Here is a 17,396-nt window from a genome sequence, read left to right as displayed (position 1 = left end):
ATGACCCAATCCGACCTGATGACCCGCATTCGCAAGCTACCGATCTGGCAGGGCGAAATCAAAGCCACCCCTTTGACGGGTGGGATTACAAATGTGAACTACAAGGTCACTGACAGCAGTGGATCCTATGTGGTGCGTGTCGGTGACGACATCCCTTTGCACCAGGTGATGCGCTTCAACGAACTGGCTGCCAGTAAGGCCGCCCATGCTGCAGGTCTGTCACCCGCTGTAGTGTTTTCGTCCAACGAATTAACAGTGCTGGAATTCGTCGAAAGCCGCACTCTGACCGAAGAACACGTACGCGACCCCAGTATGCTGCCGCGGGTGCTGGAGCTCGTGAAAGCCTGCCACCTTGAGGTGCCCAAGCACCTGCGCGGCCCGTCGCTGGTGTTCTGGGTCTTTCATGTCATCCGCGACTATGCCGCCACCCTCACCGATCGTGGAAGTTCGCATAAAGGCCTGATCCCTGAACTTGTGCGAATTGGAAATGATCTGGAAGCCGAGGCCGGGCCGTACGACATCGTGTTTGGCCATAACGACCTGCTTTGCGGCAACTTTCTGGACGATGGCACCCGCCTGTGGCTGATCGATTTCGACTACGCGGGCTTCAACTCGCCATTGTTTGATTTGGGTGGGCTGGCCTCGAACAACTCTCTTTCCAATGAACAAGAGGACTGGGTTCTGGAAACCTACTTTCAGGCACCCGCCACCAACCAATTGCGTCATCGCTATACGGCGATGAAATGCGCCTCGCTGCTTCGTGAAACCATGTGGAGCATGGTGTCCGAGATCACCTCGGATATCGACTTCGACTACGCAGCCTACACAAGCGAAAATCTCGCACGGTTTCGCACGGCCCTGACCGATTACAAAAACACCTGAGGACAGATATGACCGACCTTCCAAATACAGCCAAAGCCGTCATCATCGGCGGCGGCATCATCGGCTGCTCGACCGCCTATCACCTTGCCAAGCTCGGTTGGACCGACACGGTGCTGCTGGAGCGCAAAAAGCTGACTTCGGGCACCACATTCCATGCTGCGGGTCTGGTGGGGCAGCTGCGTTCGAACGCCAATATCACTCAGCTGCTGGGATATTCAGTCGATCTGTACAACAAGATTGAAGAAGAAACCGGTCTGGGAACGGGTTGGAAAATGAATGGTGGTTTGCGCCTTGCCTGCAACGAGGAACGCTGGACCGAGGTCAAACGGCAGGCCACCACAGCCCATTCCTTTGGTCTGGACATGCAGCTGCTAACTCCGAAGGAAGCGCAGGAACTTTGGCCGCTGATGGATATCGGTGACGTCATCGGCGCGGCGTTCCTGCCCACCGATGGGCAAGCAAACCCCTCGGACATTACCCAGGCGCTGGCCAAGGGAGCGCGCATGGCAGGCGCGAAGATATTCGAGGATACCAAGGCCACCGATCTTGAAATCGAGAACGGCAAGATCCGCGCCGTAATCACTGAACATGGCCGTATCGAATGTGAAAAGGTGATCGTGTGTGCCGGTCAGTGGACGCGCGACTTTGCCGCCAAGTTCGGCGTTAATGTGCCGCTGGTGCCAATGGAACACCAATACATGGTCACAGAACCATTTGGTGTACCCGGCGATCTGCCCACCCTGCGGGATCCCGATCGGCTGACCTATTACAAGGAAGAAGTTGGTGGGCTCGTCATGGGCGGTTATGAGCCGAACCCAATCCCATGGGCGGTGAATGGCATACCTAAAGATTTCCACTACACCTTGCTCGACAGTAACTTCGACCATTTCGAACAGATCATGGAGCTGTCGCTGGGCCGGGTGCCAGCGTTGGAGACCGCGGGGATCAAGACCCTGACCAATGGCCCCGAAAGCTTCACTCCGGATGGCAACTTCATTGTAGGTGAAGCACCAGAGCTGAAGAATTTCTTTGTTGGTGCTGGTTTCAACGCCTTTGGCATTGCCTCTGGCGGTGGCGCCGGAATGGTGCTGGCAGAATGGGCCGCCAAGGGCGAGCCGCCCTTTGACCTGTGGTCCGCCGACATTCGCCGTTTTGGCCGCCCGCATTTCGACACCGATTGGGTTCGCACCCGAACAGTCGAAGCATATGGCAAACACTACACTATGGCCTGGCCTCATGAAGAACACGAGTCCGGCCGCCCCTGCCGCAAGTCACCGCTGTACGATACGCTTATGGATCAGGGCGCGTGTTTTGGTGAAAAACTGGGTTGGGAACGCCCGAATTGGTTTGCCGACACATCGCTGGGTGAAACGCCCAAGGACGAATACAGCTTTGGTCGCCAGAACTGGTTTGCTGCCGTTGGCCGTGAACACAAAGCGGCCCGAGAAGCGGCAGTGCTGTTCGATCAAACATCATTTGCCAAATTCGCGCTGAAAGGCCCGGACGCCTTGGCGGCGATGAACTGGATTTGTGCCAATGATGTGGACAAACCGGTGGGAGCGCTGGTCTATACCCAGATGCTCAATGACAAGGGCGGAATTGAATGCGACCTGACCGTGGGCCGTGTAGCGCATGATGAATTCTACATTGTCACTGGTACGGGCTATGCCACCCACGATTTTGACTGGATCAGCCGCAATATTCCGGACGGGCTGAACTGCCAGCTGTTCGATATCACCTCCTCGAACGCAGTGTTGTCGCTGATGGGGCCGAAAGCACGAGATATTCTGGCGGCAGTTGCCCGCGATGATGTCTCGAATGACGGGTTCAAGTTTGGCACGATCCGGACAATCGGCATCGCCGGTTGCCCGGTCAGGGCGCTGCGGGTGACATATGTGGGCGAGCTTGGCTGGGAACTGCACTTGCCTGTCGAATACGCGCAAACAGTCTATTCTGCGCTGATGGAAGCAGGGCAACCACAAGGGCTGGTTAATGCGGGCTACCGCGCAATTGAATCTCTTCGGTTAGAAAAGGGTTACCGCGCTTGGGGGTCTGATATCGGGCCTGATCACACGCCGTTTGAAAGCGGTCTGGGATGGGCTGTGAAACTGCGCAAAAACATAAACTTCAAGGGTCGCGCGGCAAGCGAGAAGCAAAAGGCCGAGGGCGTCAAAAAGATGCTGGCCTGCTTCACCGTCGACCCCGATGTGGTGCTGTTGGGCCGCGAAACGATATACCGGGATGGAGAACGGGTGGGTTGGCTAACGTCGGGAGGCTATGGCTATACAACCGGCAAATCCATCGGTTACGGCTATGTCCGAAATCAGGGCGGCGTCGATGCAGATTTTGTTACGTCCGGCACGTATGAGTTGGAGGTTGCGACCCAACGTGTCTCCTGCGACGTGACACTTCAACCGCTTTACGATCCCAAAATGGACCGTATCAAATCGTAACATAAACTCCTGTTACCTTGATGAGGTTGGGGCAAATGTGTCCCAACCTCAATACCTCAGGAAACGTGGTTATTTTCCAGGTAAACCGAGAGGTGTCTCGGCAGGATTTACCGCCCAGATCACCAGGTTTCTGGCAGATTTGGAATGCACAAGCACTTTGTTTCCAGTTCTCGCCGCGCAAAAGTCAAATACCCCACCAGACTACATGCTCTGGAGAGGCTCAAGTCAGATGTTCAACTGCATGGATGACTTTGTTCGGTCCATTGCAACGAATGTTCTGAACTTTCGGATGTTCTTGTTCGAAAAGAACAACCGTTGGGTAAGCTTTTCATATTCGGACATATCTCGAACGATAACGATCAAAACAAAATCTACTTCACCAGTAACATAGTAGCATTGCTGAACCTCAGGGGCATCATAGAAGCTGTTCTTGATTTCATCGATTTTTCCGCCAGTCTCGGTTTTTAGTTCGACTTCGACGAAAATGGTCAGCGGCAATCCCACGGCTGCCGGATCAATATGCGCTGACTGCGCGGCAATGACCCCCTCCGCCTCCATGCGTTTGATCCTCCGCTGCACGCTGGGCGCGGACAGATTCACGCTTTCACCGATTTGACGGTGCGGCACCGTATTGTCCTGCTGCAACACCCTAAGAATCGCGAGATCGAAGCTATCCAGACTTCCCGATGAATATTTTTGTTTCACGGCGACCTCATGCAAGTTTGCTTCAAAATTACCAGCAACTCAGAGCGAAAACATCACTGACATTGAATTATATTTGCACCAACAATGGAAGGACCACAAAATGCTCGCAAACTTTGAGACAGTCGGAATTGAAAGCCATACAGCCAAGCCAGGCTTTGGCCATGCCGCCACAGCCACCTTACCCCGCGAGGGATTTGACCTCGCACAGAGGGAAATTCAAAGCTGGAGTGGGTACAAAAGAGCGCCAATGCCGTCTCTTCAAGGTCTAGCCGAAGCACTGGATCTGGGCGCAGTCTATTACAAGCATGAAGGGTTAAGATTTGGCTTGGGCAGTTTCAAAGCACTTGGCGGCGCTTATGCGGTTCTGCGAGTATTACAGCGCGAATTAACCAAAAAGACAGGCCGTGAAGTCACTGCCGATGAGATCCGAAACGGCACCCATACTGCCGGAACTGCAGACATAACCGTCATTTCGGCGACAGATGGCAATCACGGTCGTTCAGTGGCTTGGGGTGCCCAGCGCTTCGGCGCGCCATGCCGAATTTACATTCACAAAGAAGTAAGCGCATTCCGCGCCGACGCAATGCGCCAGCTGGGGGCCGAAGTGATCAGGGTTGATGGAGATTACGACGCTTCCGTGGCACAGACCCGGACCGATGCAGCGGCACACGGTTGGTTGATTGTTTCAGATACTTCCTGGCCCGGTTACACTCAGGCACCTCTTGATGTCATGGCTGGTTACGGGGTCATGGCGCGCGAGATCGTGCAGGATTTGGCTTTGCCACCCACTCATGTCTTCCTTCAAGGCGGCGTTGGAGGCTTAGCGGCTGCCGTCACCGCGGTATTCCTCCAGGAATGGGAGCAGAATGCGCCGCGCGTCATCGTGGTCGAACCTGAATTGGCCCCCTGCCTTTTTGCAAGCGCCCAGGCAAATCGGCCTACAGCCGTCGAAGTAGGCGAAGAAACCATAATGGCTGGTCTATCCTGCGGCGCGCCGTCCGAATTGGCATGGAACGTTTTGGAAGAGGCCGCCAGCGGTTTCATGAAAATCCCGGACCAGCTTGTGGCACCGGCCGTCCGCCTATTGGCAAACGGCGCTTTCGGAGATGAGCCAATCGAAGCCGGAGAAAGCGCCGTGGCCGGTCTGATTGGCTTGATCTGCGCGTCATTGCGCACCGACCTGCGGCAACAATATCAAATTACGCCGCGATCCCGAGTGATGTTGATCGGGTCAGAGGGCGTCACAGATCCGCATGTTTTCGACCGGATCATGAATGATAGCAACTGACTTGCGGAAATGACCCGGCGTGGTATTCCCCCTTGGTGGAAGCCGCGCCCGGCTTCCACCTTCCGGCCGCGCCGCCGGAGTTTACCGCTGTCCGACCTGCAAGATACGCCCTTGTTCTTGGCCAATCATGCAGGTTCACTTCCTTTCGACAGTGAACCGCGTTCCCCAAGGGTCCGTCAGCTCTTGCGGTTGCAATACAGTCCCATCCGTCAACAGCACGATCTCATCCAAGCCGCTGCTGTCAGTTGGACGAGCTTTTGCACCATTGCTGTTCCAGATATTGCCTGCAAAGTGATGGTGGTACCCACCCGAACTGTAGAACCCTGCTGAACCTTCGTGCAGCATGCGATCCTGCGCTAGATGTCGTGTCATGAATTCGTCGACCGCATTGATGTCCCCGACCTGTAGGTGGACATGTCCGACCACCATATTTTCCGGAGCCCCGGACCAGTCTTGACGGGCCGCACCTGCAATGGCCTCCAGGTCCAGATGATGCGAGCCCATGCGGATATACTCTCCATCCATCTGCCATGTTTCAACAGGCCGGTCGGCGTAGATTTCGATCCCATTGCCTTCTGGATCGTTTAGATACAGCGCCTCGCTGACGTCGTGATCCGCCGCCCCGGTCAAAGGGATGCGGTTTTGTGCAGCATAGATCAGCCAGCGTCCCAGGTAATCGCGGTCCGGCATCAGAAAAGCTGTATGGAAAAGACCCGCCGCATGCGGATAGCGCCGCGCAGCACGGTCTTGGCGCAACTCGAGCAGAACGTTTTTTCCTGCGCCCAGTTTCAGGGATCCGCCATCCCGCGCCAATTCCTCAAAGCCAAGCACTTGTTGGTAAAAGGTCCCAACAGTGTCCAGATTGTTCACAATCAGTGCCACATGGCCGATTGACACGGGGGCTTCGCTGCTTCTCATGCCATAGGCTCCTTTTCTGAGTTTCGAAACCCCCTTCCCATCAACCACGCTGGCGTAGGCCCGCGTTCCCAGCATATCAGCGATCATCGCTGTACCGGCGGCGGCCAGACGTCTGGAGGTCACACAATCCACTGTCAGCCATGGATTAAACCGGCTACGCGGAATTGTGAAAGATGAGCTGTTTGCCCCGATGGGGCGCGGTATCTCTCCTACGCCGCGCACAGCCCAGTTGTTTGCACAGGCGCAACATATTCTGGAGGCAGTGGACGCATTTACAGAACCCGCGCAATACGAGCCTCGTGATGACAGCGGCCAGTTTGTGATCGCCGCCAATGATTATGAGACCGAAATCGTGCTGAAACCTTTATTTCTCGCGTTGCGACACCGCGAACCGAGGGTACAACTGCGCATCTGGCGCGCGCAGTCGCAACAAGACTGGGCCGAACTATTACGCAACGGGCAGGTCGATCTGGTGCTGGCGCCCGAGCTTACCGGAACCGAAGCCGACTTGATGCAGAAACTGATCCTTGCCGACAATGATCTTTGCTATTTCGACCCTGACCACGTGACTGCTCCTGATACAATCGCGGCTTATTGCGCGTTGCCCCACGCGGTCATGATGCCTGGGCAACATGAACTTACCGCTATCGATTTGGCGCTCAGCCACCTGGAAAGGCACCGTCGCATCTCATTGACGCTGCCTGGTTTCTCGACAATCGCCTCTCTTATTCGCGGGACCAATACTATTGCGACTATGCCTGCGCGATTAAAGGGCAATATCTTTGCCGGCTTTGCTCATTGCAGCCCACCCGTCGACCTGCCACCCGATAGAATTGCGCAGATCTGGCACGTGCGCCAGGCAGCGTCACCTCGCCACCAATGGCTCCGCGCGCTGATCTCGGAGATAGCGACCGCCCGATGAACGGGCAAAGGAACTTTGATTGCCATCTCTGAGATGGCGCGCAAAAGACGTGGTCCGCCGCATGCGGACCCTCCTTCCGACAACCGGAACCGATATCCTAACTGCGAAAGCGGAACGTTCACTGGAAACTTCCTGGCTGATCAACCGCCAGAAATTCATATAGCCCCTTGACGTGCCGATGTGCACCGCGCTGACCACCTGCCCATGTCTTCCGACAAACATGCTAAAGCCTCGCAGTGGGGCCTTAATGCGATGTGTTCGACATGCTCCCCAATCTCGCGCGCGTATCTTCATTTACGTCGCCCATCGCCATGCGCGCAAAGGCTTGCCGCCAGCCAGGGGCTAGGTCTGTCAGATTTGCGAGGGCTTCGGCATCCTTGCGGGAAACTCGTCGTGTCAGGCGGGCGCGGGTCACGTGCTGCACGCTCCAGTCCGGATTGCGCCTTTCAATCAACGTTATTCGATCTCCTGCTTCGACCTCACCGGTTTCCAGAACACGGTAGTACCACCCAGTGCGACCCGTTTTTTGAAACAGGTAGGGCATCCTTTCATTTCCGGTGTGCAGTCCCAGTTTCCAGCAGGGCTGACGGCCCTGGCTGATTTGAACGATTGCCGTGCCCAGCCTCAGGATGTCGCCAATGCACAGATTTTCCTCGGTTAAACCGGTTGTTGAGATGTTTTCACCAAATGCTGCGGGCTCTGCGCCGGGGGGCAGCTGCCCCTCTCTCTGCCAATCCGCATAGTGATCCTGCGCATAATGGTGAATGGCTTTTTCTGCACCGCCATGCACGGTCAGGTCCGCCTGTGCATCATCTGAAAATCCAGTAAGCGAAATGACCTGACGGCCAGACACCCGATCCTTCTGAATGGCAGAGGGCGGCTTTGCCTCCCAGCGGTTCGTGACACAACCCAGGAAAATGCCACCTATTACTGTCGATAGTTCAGGAAGGGTCATTCAGGCCTCTTTGTGTTCAATACATATCTTTTCTTCTTCGCCACGCTCGAGGCTCACTTCCAGCAAGCTGCAGAAGCCATTTTCCTGACCTTTCTTATGATAGGCGCAGGTCATGCATTTCCCGAACGAGTGACCGCCGTTCGCTGCCAATGCCAACATCAAGCTCTGAAGCAGACCATCCTTGAGAGACACCTGAACGCTGGAGGGCAGATTGCCGATGGCGTCAGCAATCGGATTGGCCTCTGTCAAAACAGAGGCGCCCGCTTTGGACAGTTCGTACGAGATCGACCGCTGGTCAGATTTTTGTCGGTGCTCGGCAGCGTATCCCTTGCGCACAAGCGCTTTCAGCGTCTGGGACATCGTTCCGCGGGTTGTCCCAAGGTACTCAGCGACATGTGACGGTGAACGGGAAAACTGATTTGCCTCGGAAAGGTACTCCAGCGCCGCCCTTTGCGTCGGGTTCAGGTCGCCCGTCCAGCCCGCAGCGGAATCTATCCGGGCAAGACGGTTGATAAGGATACGAATACTGTGGGCGGTTCTCATGTCTAACAAGTAGCGAGTCGAAATTAAAGTTGCAATATGTTTCTCCCTTTGGTAGCGAGTCGATATCACTTTACCGGAGATAAGAAATGACACTCACCTGGAAATCACTTGCTGCAGTTGTGATCGGAGCTTCGTCCGCCGTCGCAGAAGGCGATCACGCGGTACATCAGGAGGGGGCTGTTGTCTCTCCCGCTGATGTCGCCAAGGTGGCCGACTTTGACATCCTTGCAGCGCATGCGCATCGCAACGGCAAAACCATTACGTTCCAAATGACCACCAATGGTACTGCCGGGGCATCGGTGCCGTCAGAAACCGGGGCAGTAGGAGGGTCAGACGTCTGGTCCTATGTGTGGCCTACAACCCTGGATCCGTCTGCAGTAGGTTTCGAAGGCGGCGCCGGCATCTTGGCAATGGCTGCAACCAGCCACCCGGATTTTGACGACACCCCGCTGTTTGATGAAAACGGCGATGGCGACCCAGCCAACGACGGTATCGAATGGCACAGCCACTGGGTTGTTCTCGCCCCGACCGAAACTTGCGGCCCGGGCGCCCTTGCAGTGCGCGATATCCCTGAAGGGACGACGCCTAAGCTTCCTGCAACCTGGCCTGGATTCCCAATCTTCCTGGACAGCCCAGGGTTCACACCGCTGTTCGATGGTCCGGAAATTCAAGTCAAAGCCGGATTTTCCAACGACGTTCAGTTGGAAGGCATCGCTTATGATGGCGTAACCTCCGCTCTGCAGGTAAACGCCAACATTCACGCTCCGCTATTGTGCGTCACGGATGTTTTCGACATTGCCTCGGGCGACCTGAGCCTACCGGGCAAGCTTCAGTAACGATGTCAGCCGGTCGTCTCAGGCAGGCGGCCGACCTCTGAACAGGAGAGATCAATATGCAAGCGCCTGAACTGCAGGTCAGTGAATGGTTCAACACTGACAAGAACTTAATGCTTTCGGATTTCCAGGGTAAGGTTGTCGTCATTGAGGCTTTCCAGATGCTATGCTCAGGCTGCGTCATCCATGGCATCCCTCTGGCACAAGCTGTGCGGGAGCAATTTTCCAATGAACACGTCGCCGTAATCGGGTTGCACACCGTTTTCGAACATCACGACGCAATGACGCCGGTATCACTGAAAGCCTTTCTTCACGAATACCGCATCAGGTTTCCTGTGGCGGTCGACAAACAGGGCACCGGGCCTTTGCCGGAAACCATGGCAGCATACGGAATGCGCGGCACGCCCAGCCTTGTTCTATTGGATCAGTCAGGCCGGATTGCGGCACATCACTTTGGCCAGGTCTCTAAGCTGCAGCTGGGTGCAGAGATTGGAAGCCTACTTGCCAGCGAGGCTGCCGCTGTGGACGCAAGTCGGCAACCAGCCAGGCCAGGCGGTGTGATGACACTGGCTGCGCTGTGTGAAACGGCGGCATACAGAGGGCAAACCTAAGCGTATCTACCTCCTCGGCGTGCGCGACATTGGTTCTCCATTTTCTCAGCTGAGCAAGACTGTCCAGGTTCCACATGTTCGTTTAGGCCCGGCACCACGCCCGTTTCAGACTTGCGTACCTGCGACAGCAATATGGCCGGATCATCTGGACCACGGCTTCACATCATTTGGGGGAAGGTTCGCGAACTCTGTCGTGTTCGACTGCAAACCTTGTCGCGTATGAGCGAGTGAACCCAGTGAATTTCTTACTAAATCCGTGCGATCGGCAAGCTTCGTCGATACCTTGTTTCTTGCAATACTCGGGGAAAATGGCTGATGAAATTCATTCACATCACTGACATACACCTCGTCCGCGACTCTGGCCCGCTAAACGGCGGCTTTCCATCCCAGCGGCTGGACGCCTGTTTGGACGATATCCTTCGGTGGCATTCCGATGCGGCGTTCTGTGTCATCTCTGGCGACTTGGCTGAATTTGCCGAGGATGAGGCCTATCGGGCGCTCAAAGCGAAACTGGCCGCATTTCCGCTCCGCTCTTTTCTGCTGATTGGAAATCACGACGACCGAACTGTTTTCCAATCGGTCTTCCCGGATCATCCAAAGGATGCCAACGGGTTTGTCCAGCATCGGTTCGACACGGATGAGGGGGTTTTCTTGTTTGTCGATTCAACCAAAGACGGGCGCGATGTGCATGAAGGGCAGCTTTGCCCTGCCCGGCTGGACTGGCTCAGGCAGCAACTGACCCAGGCCGAGGACAAGCCAACCTATGTGTTCCTGCACCACCCGCCCTTTGACCTTGGCATTCCCCTTGTGGACGAGATCAGGCTGGTCGAGGCGGACGCCTTTGCTGACGCACTCAAACACGGGCGCAACATTCGGCATGTGTTTTACGGCCATGTGCACCGCATGACCTATGTGAACTGGCGCGGCATTCCATTTACCAGCCTGCCCAGTCTCAACCATCAGATTCCGTTGAATGCGGCCAGTGTCGATGGCGAGTTCTGCGACGAACCTCCGGCCTACGGTGTCGTACAGATCGCCGAGGATCAGTTGACGGTGCATTTCAACACTTTCCTGCAACGTAACCCATTGCATCAGACCTGAGGTATGGAAGCCTATTGGATCGCATTGGTTCTGGTTTCGGCGGCAACCCACCCATTGCGCGACCTTACGCTGAAAGGGGTTGCGCATCCGGTGTCGTGCTATGTCGGAGTGTCTCTGACCTGGGTGATCCTGGCGGCGGTTCATACGCTGGTCATGGGTCAGGAATTGAGCCTGCCGCTTGAGACCTGGCCCTTTGTCGCAATCTCAGCCCTTGGGTTGACCTTCTACTACTACGGCACATTGTCGGCCCTGAGACGTGGGAACCTGTCGGTTTATTATCCGATTATCCGTTCGTCGCCGATTGCCATTGTCGCCTTCAGCTGGCTGGCCCTTGATCAGCATTACTCGTGGTTCACCCTGCTGGGGATCGCATTGGTCCTGCTAGGCAGCCTGATGATTCAGAAGTCGCCTGGCGGGCTGCTGCATGATCACAAAGCGTTCGCGATGGCAAGTATGGCGATGCTGGGATCTGCCGCTTATTCGCTAAGCGATGCCCAAGCGATGAAGCTGACCAATCCGGCACCTTTCCTGTTTTTCACCTATATTCTGGTGACACCGCTGCTTGCTGGCATCAGAGCCTGGGAAGATCGCCACTTGTCAGCCCCGTTTCTGGGGGTCGTGCGTGGCTGGGCGCAGGCACCGGTGCGGATCGCTTTTGCCGGGATTGCGTCATATCTGTCTTACCTGTTCATCCTGACCGCGTTCCAGCTTGGGGCCGAAGCCGCCACAGTCAGCGCGGTACGGCAAGCATCGATCCCGGTTTCAGTGACCCTCGCGGCGATCATATTGAAGGAATCCCGTTTTCTGCACCGTATCGGCTGGGCAAGCCTGATCGCATTGGGAATCCTTTTGATTACGCTGTCCCGAGGTTGAAACTGTAGTCACTGTCTTGACGCGCTACGAATTCGTCATTTCTTTACTGGCCTTGTTTGGGATCTCTCTGGACGTAAATAATCGGTCCTGTAATGGCCGTGCACGACAGAATCAAACGGCTACACTGATGATCCGAAACACTCCATCTCTGGAACCAACGTGTAGATGCTATAGTCGCTCGGGCAGTGCAAATACGCCAACTCCTTGACGAAAACGAACTTGGCAATCCTTAAGATCTAAATGCCGCTACGGTAGCCGATCTCCAGGTTTTCGCAGCGACAGCCTGCAACAGTCACCGGCCACTGATCCTGCCGAGCCACTCGGATGTCGCTTCTAGCCCTTGTCGCAGAATAGCAAACATATGCTCGATTTCGCTTTTTGTAATGATGAGGGGCGGTGAAAGAACACACATGTTGATCACGGGTCGTACAAGCAGACCGCGTTTCTGGCATTCCATATCGATACGACTGCCAATCTCATAGTCGCGCCCAAGCTCGCTCTGGGGATCGCCATCGACTGAGCACTGAACACACCCCATCAATCCCATCCCACGGGCATCGGCCACAATGTCAATCTGACGCAACTGCTGTAATTGATCCTGAAAAACCGGGCCGACTTTTTGAACGTGTTCGAGTATCTTTTCCCGCTCGAAAATCTCGATGTTTTTCAACCCGGCAGCCGCGCTGACCGGATGGCCCGAATAGGTGTAGCCATTCGAAAAGGTGGCATCTTTTCCCGCAACATCCGCTATCAGCCGATCTGAGATAATCGCGGCCCCCATCGGCGCATACCCGGATGTCATCCCCTTGGCGCAGGTGATTATGTCGGGCTGAATGCCAAAGACAGCCTCGGAGGCGAACCAATGACCCAATCGGCCGAAAGCCGTGACAACCTCGTCTGATATATACAGGACATCATACTTCCTGCAGATGTTCAGGCAGCGTGCGTGATATCCGATTGGTGGCACGATGACACCGCCCGAGGCCAAAACCGGTTCAGCGATAAAAGCGGCAACACTTTCCGGGCCAAGTGCCACAATGGCGTTTTCGAGATCGGCAGCTTTCTCGTTCAGAAAGCTCTCATCGCTTTGACCGGGCGCGCGGTAAAGCGGGTTCACGTCCGGCAGGAAATGCGCCAGGTCGTCGGCCTTGTCGAGCCAAAGCCTGTCACGTTCTTTTCCACTGACGCTGGCTGCCAGATAAGTGCTTCCGTGATAGGCTTTTTGCCTTGAAATGATTTTCTTTTTCTCTGGCCGACCCATAAGGTTGTTGCGGAAATGGACAAACCGGATGGCTGTATCAACCGCGGTGGAACCGCCGGTTGTAAAGAAGACATTATTCAGATCGCCGGGCGCACGTTTGGCGATTTCGCGGGCGAACTGTGCCGCAGTCGAGTTGGTGTTGTTGAAGGGTGAGAAATAGGCAAGATTCCGGGCTTGCTCGGCCATTGCTTCGGCCATTTCCGTGCGCCCATACCCAATCTGGGTGCACCACATTCCCCCCGGTCCGTCGATCAGGCGAGCACCCTTTTCGTTTATCAGATGAATGCCGCTGGCACCTTCGATAAAGGTGCGGTCGTTTTCACCCAAAGCCTCCATCCCTTCCCACGGGTGCAGGAAGTGGTCGTTGTCCCATTGCTTGGCGTTGGAGTTATCCATGGCGGGCCATGCTTTCCGCGCTTAGTACAATAGGGAATTCTTCGCGCACCCGAGCGTCCAAAGCACCAAAATAATTAGGAAAATGGTTGTCGAGGATGGAATTCGCCTTGTTGCGGGCGCGGTCCAACAGATCCGTTTTCCCCTCATTCTCCCAAGTGTCCGTACGCTCGCGGTCCATCAGCTGAGGGTAGACGAATTCACTGTTCATATAGCTCAGCGTGTGCGGATTGCCGAGGAAATGACCTGGATCTATGGCACATTGGTGGATCACATCCACCGCCATGGTTTCATCAGTAACCTCTATCCCACGCAACGATCGCAGGATCATGCCGCCCGCTTCGTCATCGATGACCATGCTTTCAAAGCTGCATCCCATCAGGCTACCGATCATGCCACCAAACTCGCACAGGCGATTGGCACCGGCATGCGCTGCAAGGGTAAAGGTCAGCGCCTTTTCCAACCCGTATTGCGCATCAGGTATTTTTGCATCGGTCATACCTGCGCCCACCGAAGTGGGAAGGCCGTAAAAGTTGCCCATCTGAATTGCTGCGGCACCGATCAGCGCCTGTTCGCCACTGCCACCGGTGAAAGACCCGCTGCGCAAGTCAGTAATGAAGGGCCAGGCCGCAAAGCAGATGGGGCACCCCGGCGTGATCAGGTTAACGATGGCAACACAGGCAAGCGTTTCGGCTACGGTTTGAACCAGCGTTCCCGCAAGCGTCGCAGGTGCCGTGGCCCCGGCTTGAGGCGGCACAGCCAAATCGACAGTCAGGCCAAGTTTGGCGGTATCAATCAGGATCTCCATATTTTCCTTGCCGATCCGCAAGGGGGAAACTATGGGGCAGCCGCCGAATATGACGCTTGGCTTTTTCAGGAAAGCCCCCTCGCCTCCTTGGGCCAGATCAAACATGCGAATGGCATGTGGAATGTGGCTGCGGTCGCGGAACGTCAAGCAGGCGGGTTTTTGGCTGCCCGCAAGCATGGCATAAATGGTGTTCATGTCATGGGTGAAGTCATCGGTCACATCCGTCGCCAGAACCGTGTCGCCCAGCATGTGGATGTTTTCCAAACAGTCGACCAGGCGGGTGAAATCATAAACATCACGCAGAACCGACGGACGGTAGGTTTTGGATTTGGAGTCGAATGTTGTCACGGCGGTGCCGGAATTGGCGAAATAGACGCTTTCTGCCGTGCAATGCATGTCGTCCTTACCTTCGCGCTCCCCTCGGGCATAGACGTAAAACTCCTTGGCGGCACCTGCCAGAATGTCCTCCATCAGGGCGCGTGGGAAGCACAGCCGGTTGAGGTCACTCAGCACTGCACCTTTGGGAAGCACCAGCTCAAGCAACTCCGGGAAATGGTCGGTAATTCCGGTTTGTTCCAGGACGGTCAAGGCTGCATGATGGATGTTCTCCATATCGGTCTGAGTCAGCGGTCTATAGCGTCCGCCGCTCAGACCCCCGCGTACGGCTTCGTTACCCGTGGTCGTCTGTTGTACCTTCAGACGCGCTGCGCGCCCCCCGCCCCCGCGACGACGTGAACGGGGTGCTTCATTGGTGCTGTTCATGTTGCATCCTCTGCCAAATCAATAATCTCACGGCGAAACCAGTCTTTGTCTGCATCGGCCTTTGGGCGTTCGAAATCGCGGGCGGCGCGATGGCCTGCAAAAACCGCGTCTGCGATCAGCCCCGGCGACGCGGCATCACCAATGAGGTCAAGGGTTTTCAAACCGGCTCTCTTCAGGCTGTCGAAAAGGGCGGTTTCACGCTGACGCTCGGTCACAAGAACCGTTGAGGCGCACGGGATTTCAGTTTCGCGGCCTGTAAAGACACAGCCGATCCGCACCGCGTTGCTCTGAACCGCCGTAAGCACTTGATTGCAGCGGATATCGACCCCCAGTTCGATCATGCGGGCCTGGATGCGGGACTGTTCCAAAGTATGAACGGCGTAGGCCGAAACCAAACTCTCTGGCGTGGCAAAAATGACCTGATATCCGGCTGCCGCAAGTTTTTCGGCAATCACTCCCGCCAGATAGATATGATCATCATCATAGATCATCACCGGACCGTCCGGGGGCAGAACCCCATTCATAATGTCACCAGGCGTCAACACCTTGGCATCCGGCGTGATCGTGGGCAGACGGCGCTGCGTATTACGACCCACTCCATCGGCACGCCAATAGCTGCCGGTTGCAATAAAGACATGTTCGATGCCAAGCTCGGCGACTTGTCCGGCTTCGAGCTTGCTGTCAGTGAATAACTGAACGTTGGCCCGCTGTTTCAGATCGTTCAGGCGATAGTCAACCACCCGCGACCAAGCGGCGAGGCCTGGAAGTCTGCTTTCCATACCTACCCGTCCACCAAGTTCGGCCGAGGCCTCGGCCAGAGTCACCTGATACCCGCGCCGTGCCAATTGCATGGTGCATTCCAACCCCGCAGGTCCACCACCGATAACCAGCACTTCGGCCTCGCTTTTTTTCGGCGCGATGATCTCGGGGTGCCAGCCGCGGCGCCATTCCTCACCCATCGTTGGGTTTTGCGTGCAGCGGATCGGAATACCCAGATTGTCCGACGACACGCAGATATTGCAGCCGATACATTCGCGGATTTCGTCGATCCTGCCTTCCTCGATCTTTTTTGGTATGAAAGGGTCCGCAATGGATGGCCGCGCGGCACCGATGAGGTCGACAATTCCCTTTTTGACCATCGACAGCATCATGTCCGGGGACGTCAGTCGGCCCACGCCAACAACAGGCTTTCGGGTGATCTGTTTGACGTGGGACAGAAACGCATTCTGATAGCCATCTTCGGGCTGAAAACGGGTCGTTGCGCTGTCATTGGACCAATCCGCCACATTCACGTCCCACAGGTCGGGAAGATCGGCCAATAGCTCAACAACCGCGCGGCCTTCTTCTGCCGCCTGCATACCGTCGGCGCCCATCATCTCGTCAATGGCAAAGCGGAACGCCACGGCACAGCTGTCGCCTATGGCATCGTGGGTGTCTTCCAGCAACTCACGGGTCAGCCGCACACGGTTTTCAAGCGACCCCCCATATTCATCGCTGCGTTGGTTCATATGGGCCAGCATGAAATGTTGCGCCAATGTCATGTTGTGCCCGGCATAGACATAAACGATGTCAAACCCGGCCTCTTTCGCGCGCAGGGCTGCGTCGCGGTGCCAGCGGCGGAGTTCCCGGATATCGGCCTTGTCCATGGCCTGCGCGTACTTTGGTTGCGTCGTATCCACAGACATCTCGGACGGCGCAAGAACCGGAGCGCGGGTTAGCAGGTTTTGCGCGTGGTTGCCGTTATGAACCAGCTGTATGGCCGCCAACGCGCCATGTGCATGCACTGCATCCGTCATCAGCCGCAGCGCAGGCACATCGCGTGCGTCCCACAATCGCCCTTCGGGGAACGGGGACAAGTCCGAGGTCGGATGAATCTCGGTCTCCTGATTGGACACCACCGCCCAGCCACCTTCTGCTTTCATGCCCCGTACGGCAGCGTCCGCCCGCGGCCTGAGATGCCCCATCCCGGTGCAATGCGGCACCTGATAAAAGCGATTTCTGGCTGTGACGGGCCCGATCTGGACCGGTTCGAAAAGCAGAGCATATGGGTTCGCGTTCGACATAATCACGCGTTTTCCTGTATTTGAG

The 17,396-nt window shown here is 56.0% G+C and carries 15 protein-coding genes and 1 pseudogene; 9 read left to right on the top strand and 7 right to left on the bottom strand.

The window, feature by feature from the left end:
* Together ACR0LL_RS15300 and ACR0LL_RS15295 are read left to right on the top strand one after the other, a co-directional pair.
* Window positions 1-882 carry a phosphotransferase gene (locus ACR0LL_RS15300; RefSeq protein WP_480588134.1) on the top strand — a complete coding sequence of 294 codons (882 nt, stop codon included), beginning with the start codon at window positions 1-3 and terminating at the stop codon, window positions 880-882.
* Between the two features lie 8 nt (window positions 883-890).
* The gene (locus ACR0LL_RS15295; RefSeq protein WP_480588133.1) at window positions 891-3,335 is read left to right on the top strand and encodes a GcvT family protein; all 2,445 of its coding nucleotides are present in this window, start codon (window positions 891-893) and stop codon (window positions 3,333-3,335) included.
* Between the two features lie 225 nt (window positions 3,336-3,560).
* Here ACR0LL_RS15295 and ACR0LL_RS15290 read toward each other — a convergent pair whose 3' ends face one another.
* A complete protein-coding gene (locus ACR0LL_RS15290) occupies window positions 3,561-4,040 on the bottom strand; it encodes an Lrp/AsnC family transcriptional regulator (protein ID WP_480588131.1) in 480 nt (159 codons plus the stop codon).
* A 100-nt stretch (window positions 4,041-4,140) separates the two neighbouring features.
* Between ACR0LL_RS15290 and ACR0LL_RS15285 the strand changes: the two genes are divergently transcribed.
* A complete protein-coding gene (locus tag ACR0LL_RS15285; protein ID WP_480588129.1) occupies window positions 4,141-5,328 on the top strand; it encodes a diaminopropionate ammonia-lyase in 1,188 nt (395 codons plus the stop codon).
* 135 nt (window positions 5,329-5,463) lie between these two features.
* On the opposite strand, the gene ACR0LL_RS15280 is transcribed toward ACR0LL_RS15285, so the two are convergent.
* A complete protein-coding gene (locus ACR0LL_RS15280) occupies window positions 5,464-6,369 on the bottom strand; it encodes a VOC family protein (protein ID WP_480588127.1) in 906 nt (301 codons plus the stop codon).
* On the opposite strand from ACR0LL_RS15280, the pseudogene ACR0LL_RS15275 reads away from it, so the two are divergent.
* A pseudogene (locus ACR0LL_RS15275) lies at window positions 6,359-6,406 on the top strand (hypothetical protein); the annotation flags it as partial. The gene ACR0LL_RS15280 and the pseudogene ACR0LL_RS15275 sit on opposite strands and share 11 nt — an antisense overlap.
* A 30-nt stretch (window positions 6,407-6,436) precedes the next feature.
* Window positions 6,437-7,168, top strand: coding sequence for a LysR substrate-binding domain-containing protein (locus ACR0LL_RS15270; protein ID WP_480588126.1), 732 nt, complete (start codon window positions 6,437-6,439; stop codon window positions 7,166-7,168).
* Between the two features lie 244 nt (window positions 7,169-7,412).
* Here ACR0LL_RS15270 and ACR0LL_RS15265 read toward each other — a convergent pair whose 3' ends face one another.
* Window positions 7,413-8,123 carry an MOSC domain-containing protein gene (locus ACR0LL_RS15265; RefSeq protein ID WP_480588124.1) on the bottom strand — a complete coding sequence of 237 codons (711 nt, stop codon included), beginning with the start codon at window positions 8,121-8,123 and terminating at the stop codon, window positions 7,413-7,415.
* Window positions 8,124-8,666 carry a MarR family winged helix-turn-helix transcriptional regulator gene (locus ACR0LL_RS15260; RefSeq protein WP_480588122.1) on the bottom strand — a complete coding sequence of 181 codons (543 nt, stop codon included), beginning with the start codon at window positions 8,664-8,666 and terminating at the stop codon, window positions 8,124-8,126.
* Window positions 8,667-8,752: 86 nt separating this feature from the next.
* Between ACR0LL_RS15260 and ACR0LL_RS15255 the strand changes: the two genes are divergently transcribed.
* The 4 genes from ACR0LL_RS15255 to ACR0LL_RS15240 all read left to right on the top strand — a co-directional run bounded on the left by ACR0LL_RS15255 (window position 8,753) and on the right by ACR0LL_RS15240 (window position 12,084).
* Window positions 8,753-9,502, top strand: coding sequence for a hypothetical protein (locus ACR0LL_RS15255; RefSeq protein ID WP_480588120.1), 750 nt, complete (start codon window positions 8,753-8,755; stop codon window positions 9,500-9,502).
* Between the two features lie 56 nt (window positions 9,503-9,558).
* Window positions 9,559-10,110: a redoxin domain-containing protein gene (locus ACR0LL_RS15250; protein WP_480588118.1), complete on the top strand. Its 552-nt coding sequence runs from the start codon at window positions 9,559-9,561 to the stop codon at window positions 10,108-10,110.
* Between the two features lie 315 nt (window positions 10,111-10,425).
* On the top strand, window positions 10,426-11,211 hold the full coding sequence (locus ACR0LL_RS15245) for a phosphodiesterase (protein WP_480588116.1): 786 nt from the start codon (window positions 10,426-10,428) through the stop codon (window positions 11,209-11,211).
* A 3-nt stretch (window positions 11,212-11,214) separates the two neighbouring features.
* Window positions 11,215-12,084: an EamA family transporter gene (locus ACR0LL_RS15240; RefSeq protein WP_480588114.1), complete on the top strand. Its 870-nt coding sequence runs from the start codon at window positions 11,215-11,217 to the stop codon at window positions 12,082-12,084.
* A gap of 292 nt (window positions 12,085-12,376) precedes the next feature.
* Here the strand turns inward: ACR0LL_RS15240 and ACR0LL_RS15235 are convergent, their stop codons facing one another.
* Genes ACR0LL_RS15235 through ACR0LL_RS15225 form a run of 3 tightly spaced genes read right to left on the bottom strand, consistent with a single transcriptional unit; the run spans window position 12,377 to window position 17,371 of the window.
* Window positions 12,377-13,741 (bottom strand): aminotransferase, encoded by a 1,365-nt coding sequence (locus tag ACR0LL_RS15235; RefSeq protein WP_480588112.1) that lies wholly within the window; start codon window positions 13,739-13,741, stop codon window positions 12,377-12,379.
* The gene (locus tag ACR0LL_RS15230; RefSeq protein ID WP_480588110.1) at window positions 13,734-15,308 is read right to left on the bottom strand and encodes a trimethylamine methyltransferase family protein; all 1,575 of its coding nucleotides are present in this window, start codon (window positions 15,306-15,308) and stop codon (window positions 13,734-13,736) included. The genes ACR0LL_RS15235 and ACR0LL_RS15230 overlap by 8 nt, the downstream gene beginning before the upstream one ends.
* Window positions 15,305-17,371, bottom strand: coding sequence for an FAD-dependent oxidoreductase (locus ACR0LL_RS15225; RefSeq protein ID WP_480588108.1), 2,067 nt, complete (start codon window positions 17,369-17,371; stop codon window positions 15,305-15,307). Before ACR0LL_RS15225 ends, ACR0LL_RS15230 begins: the two co-directional genes overlap by 4 nt.
* Window positions 17,372-17,396 lie beyond the last annotated feature (25 nt).

Source organism: Ruegeria sp. AI2 (assembly GCF_056541275.1).
This window is presented reverse-complemented; position numbering and strand designations above follow the sequence as displayed.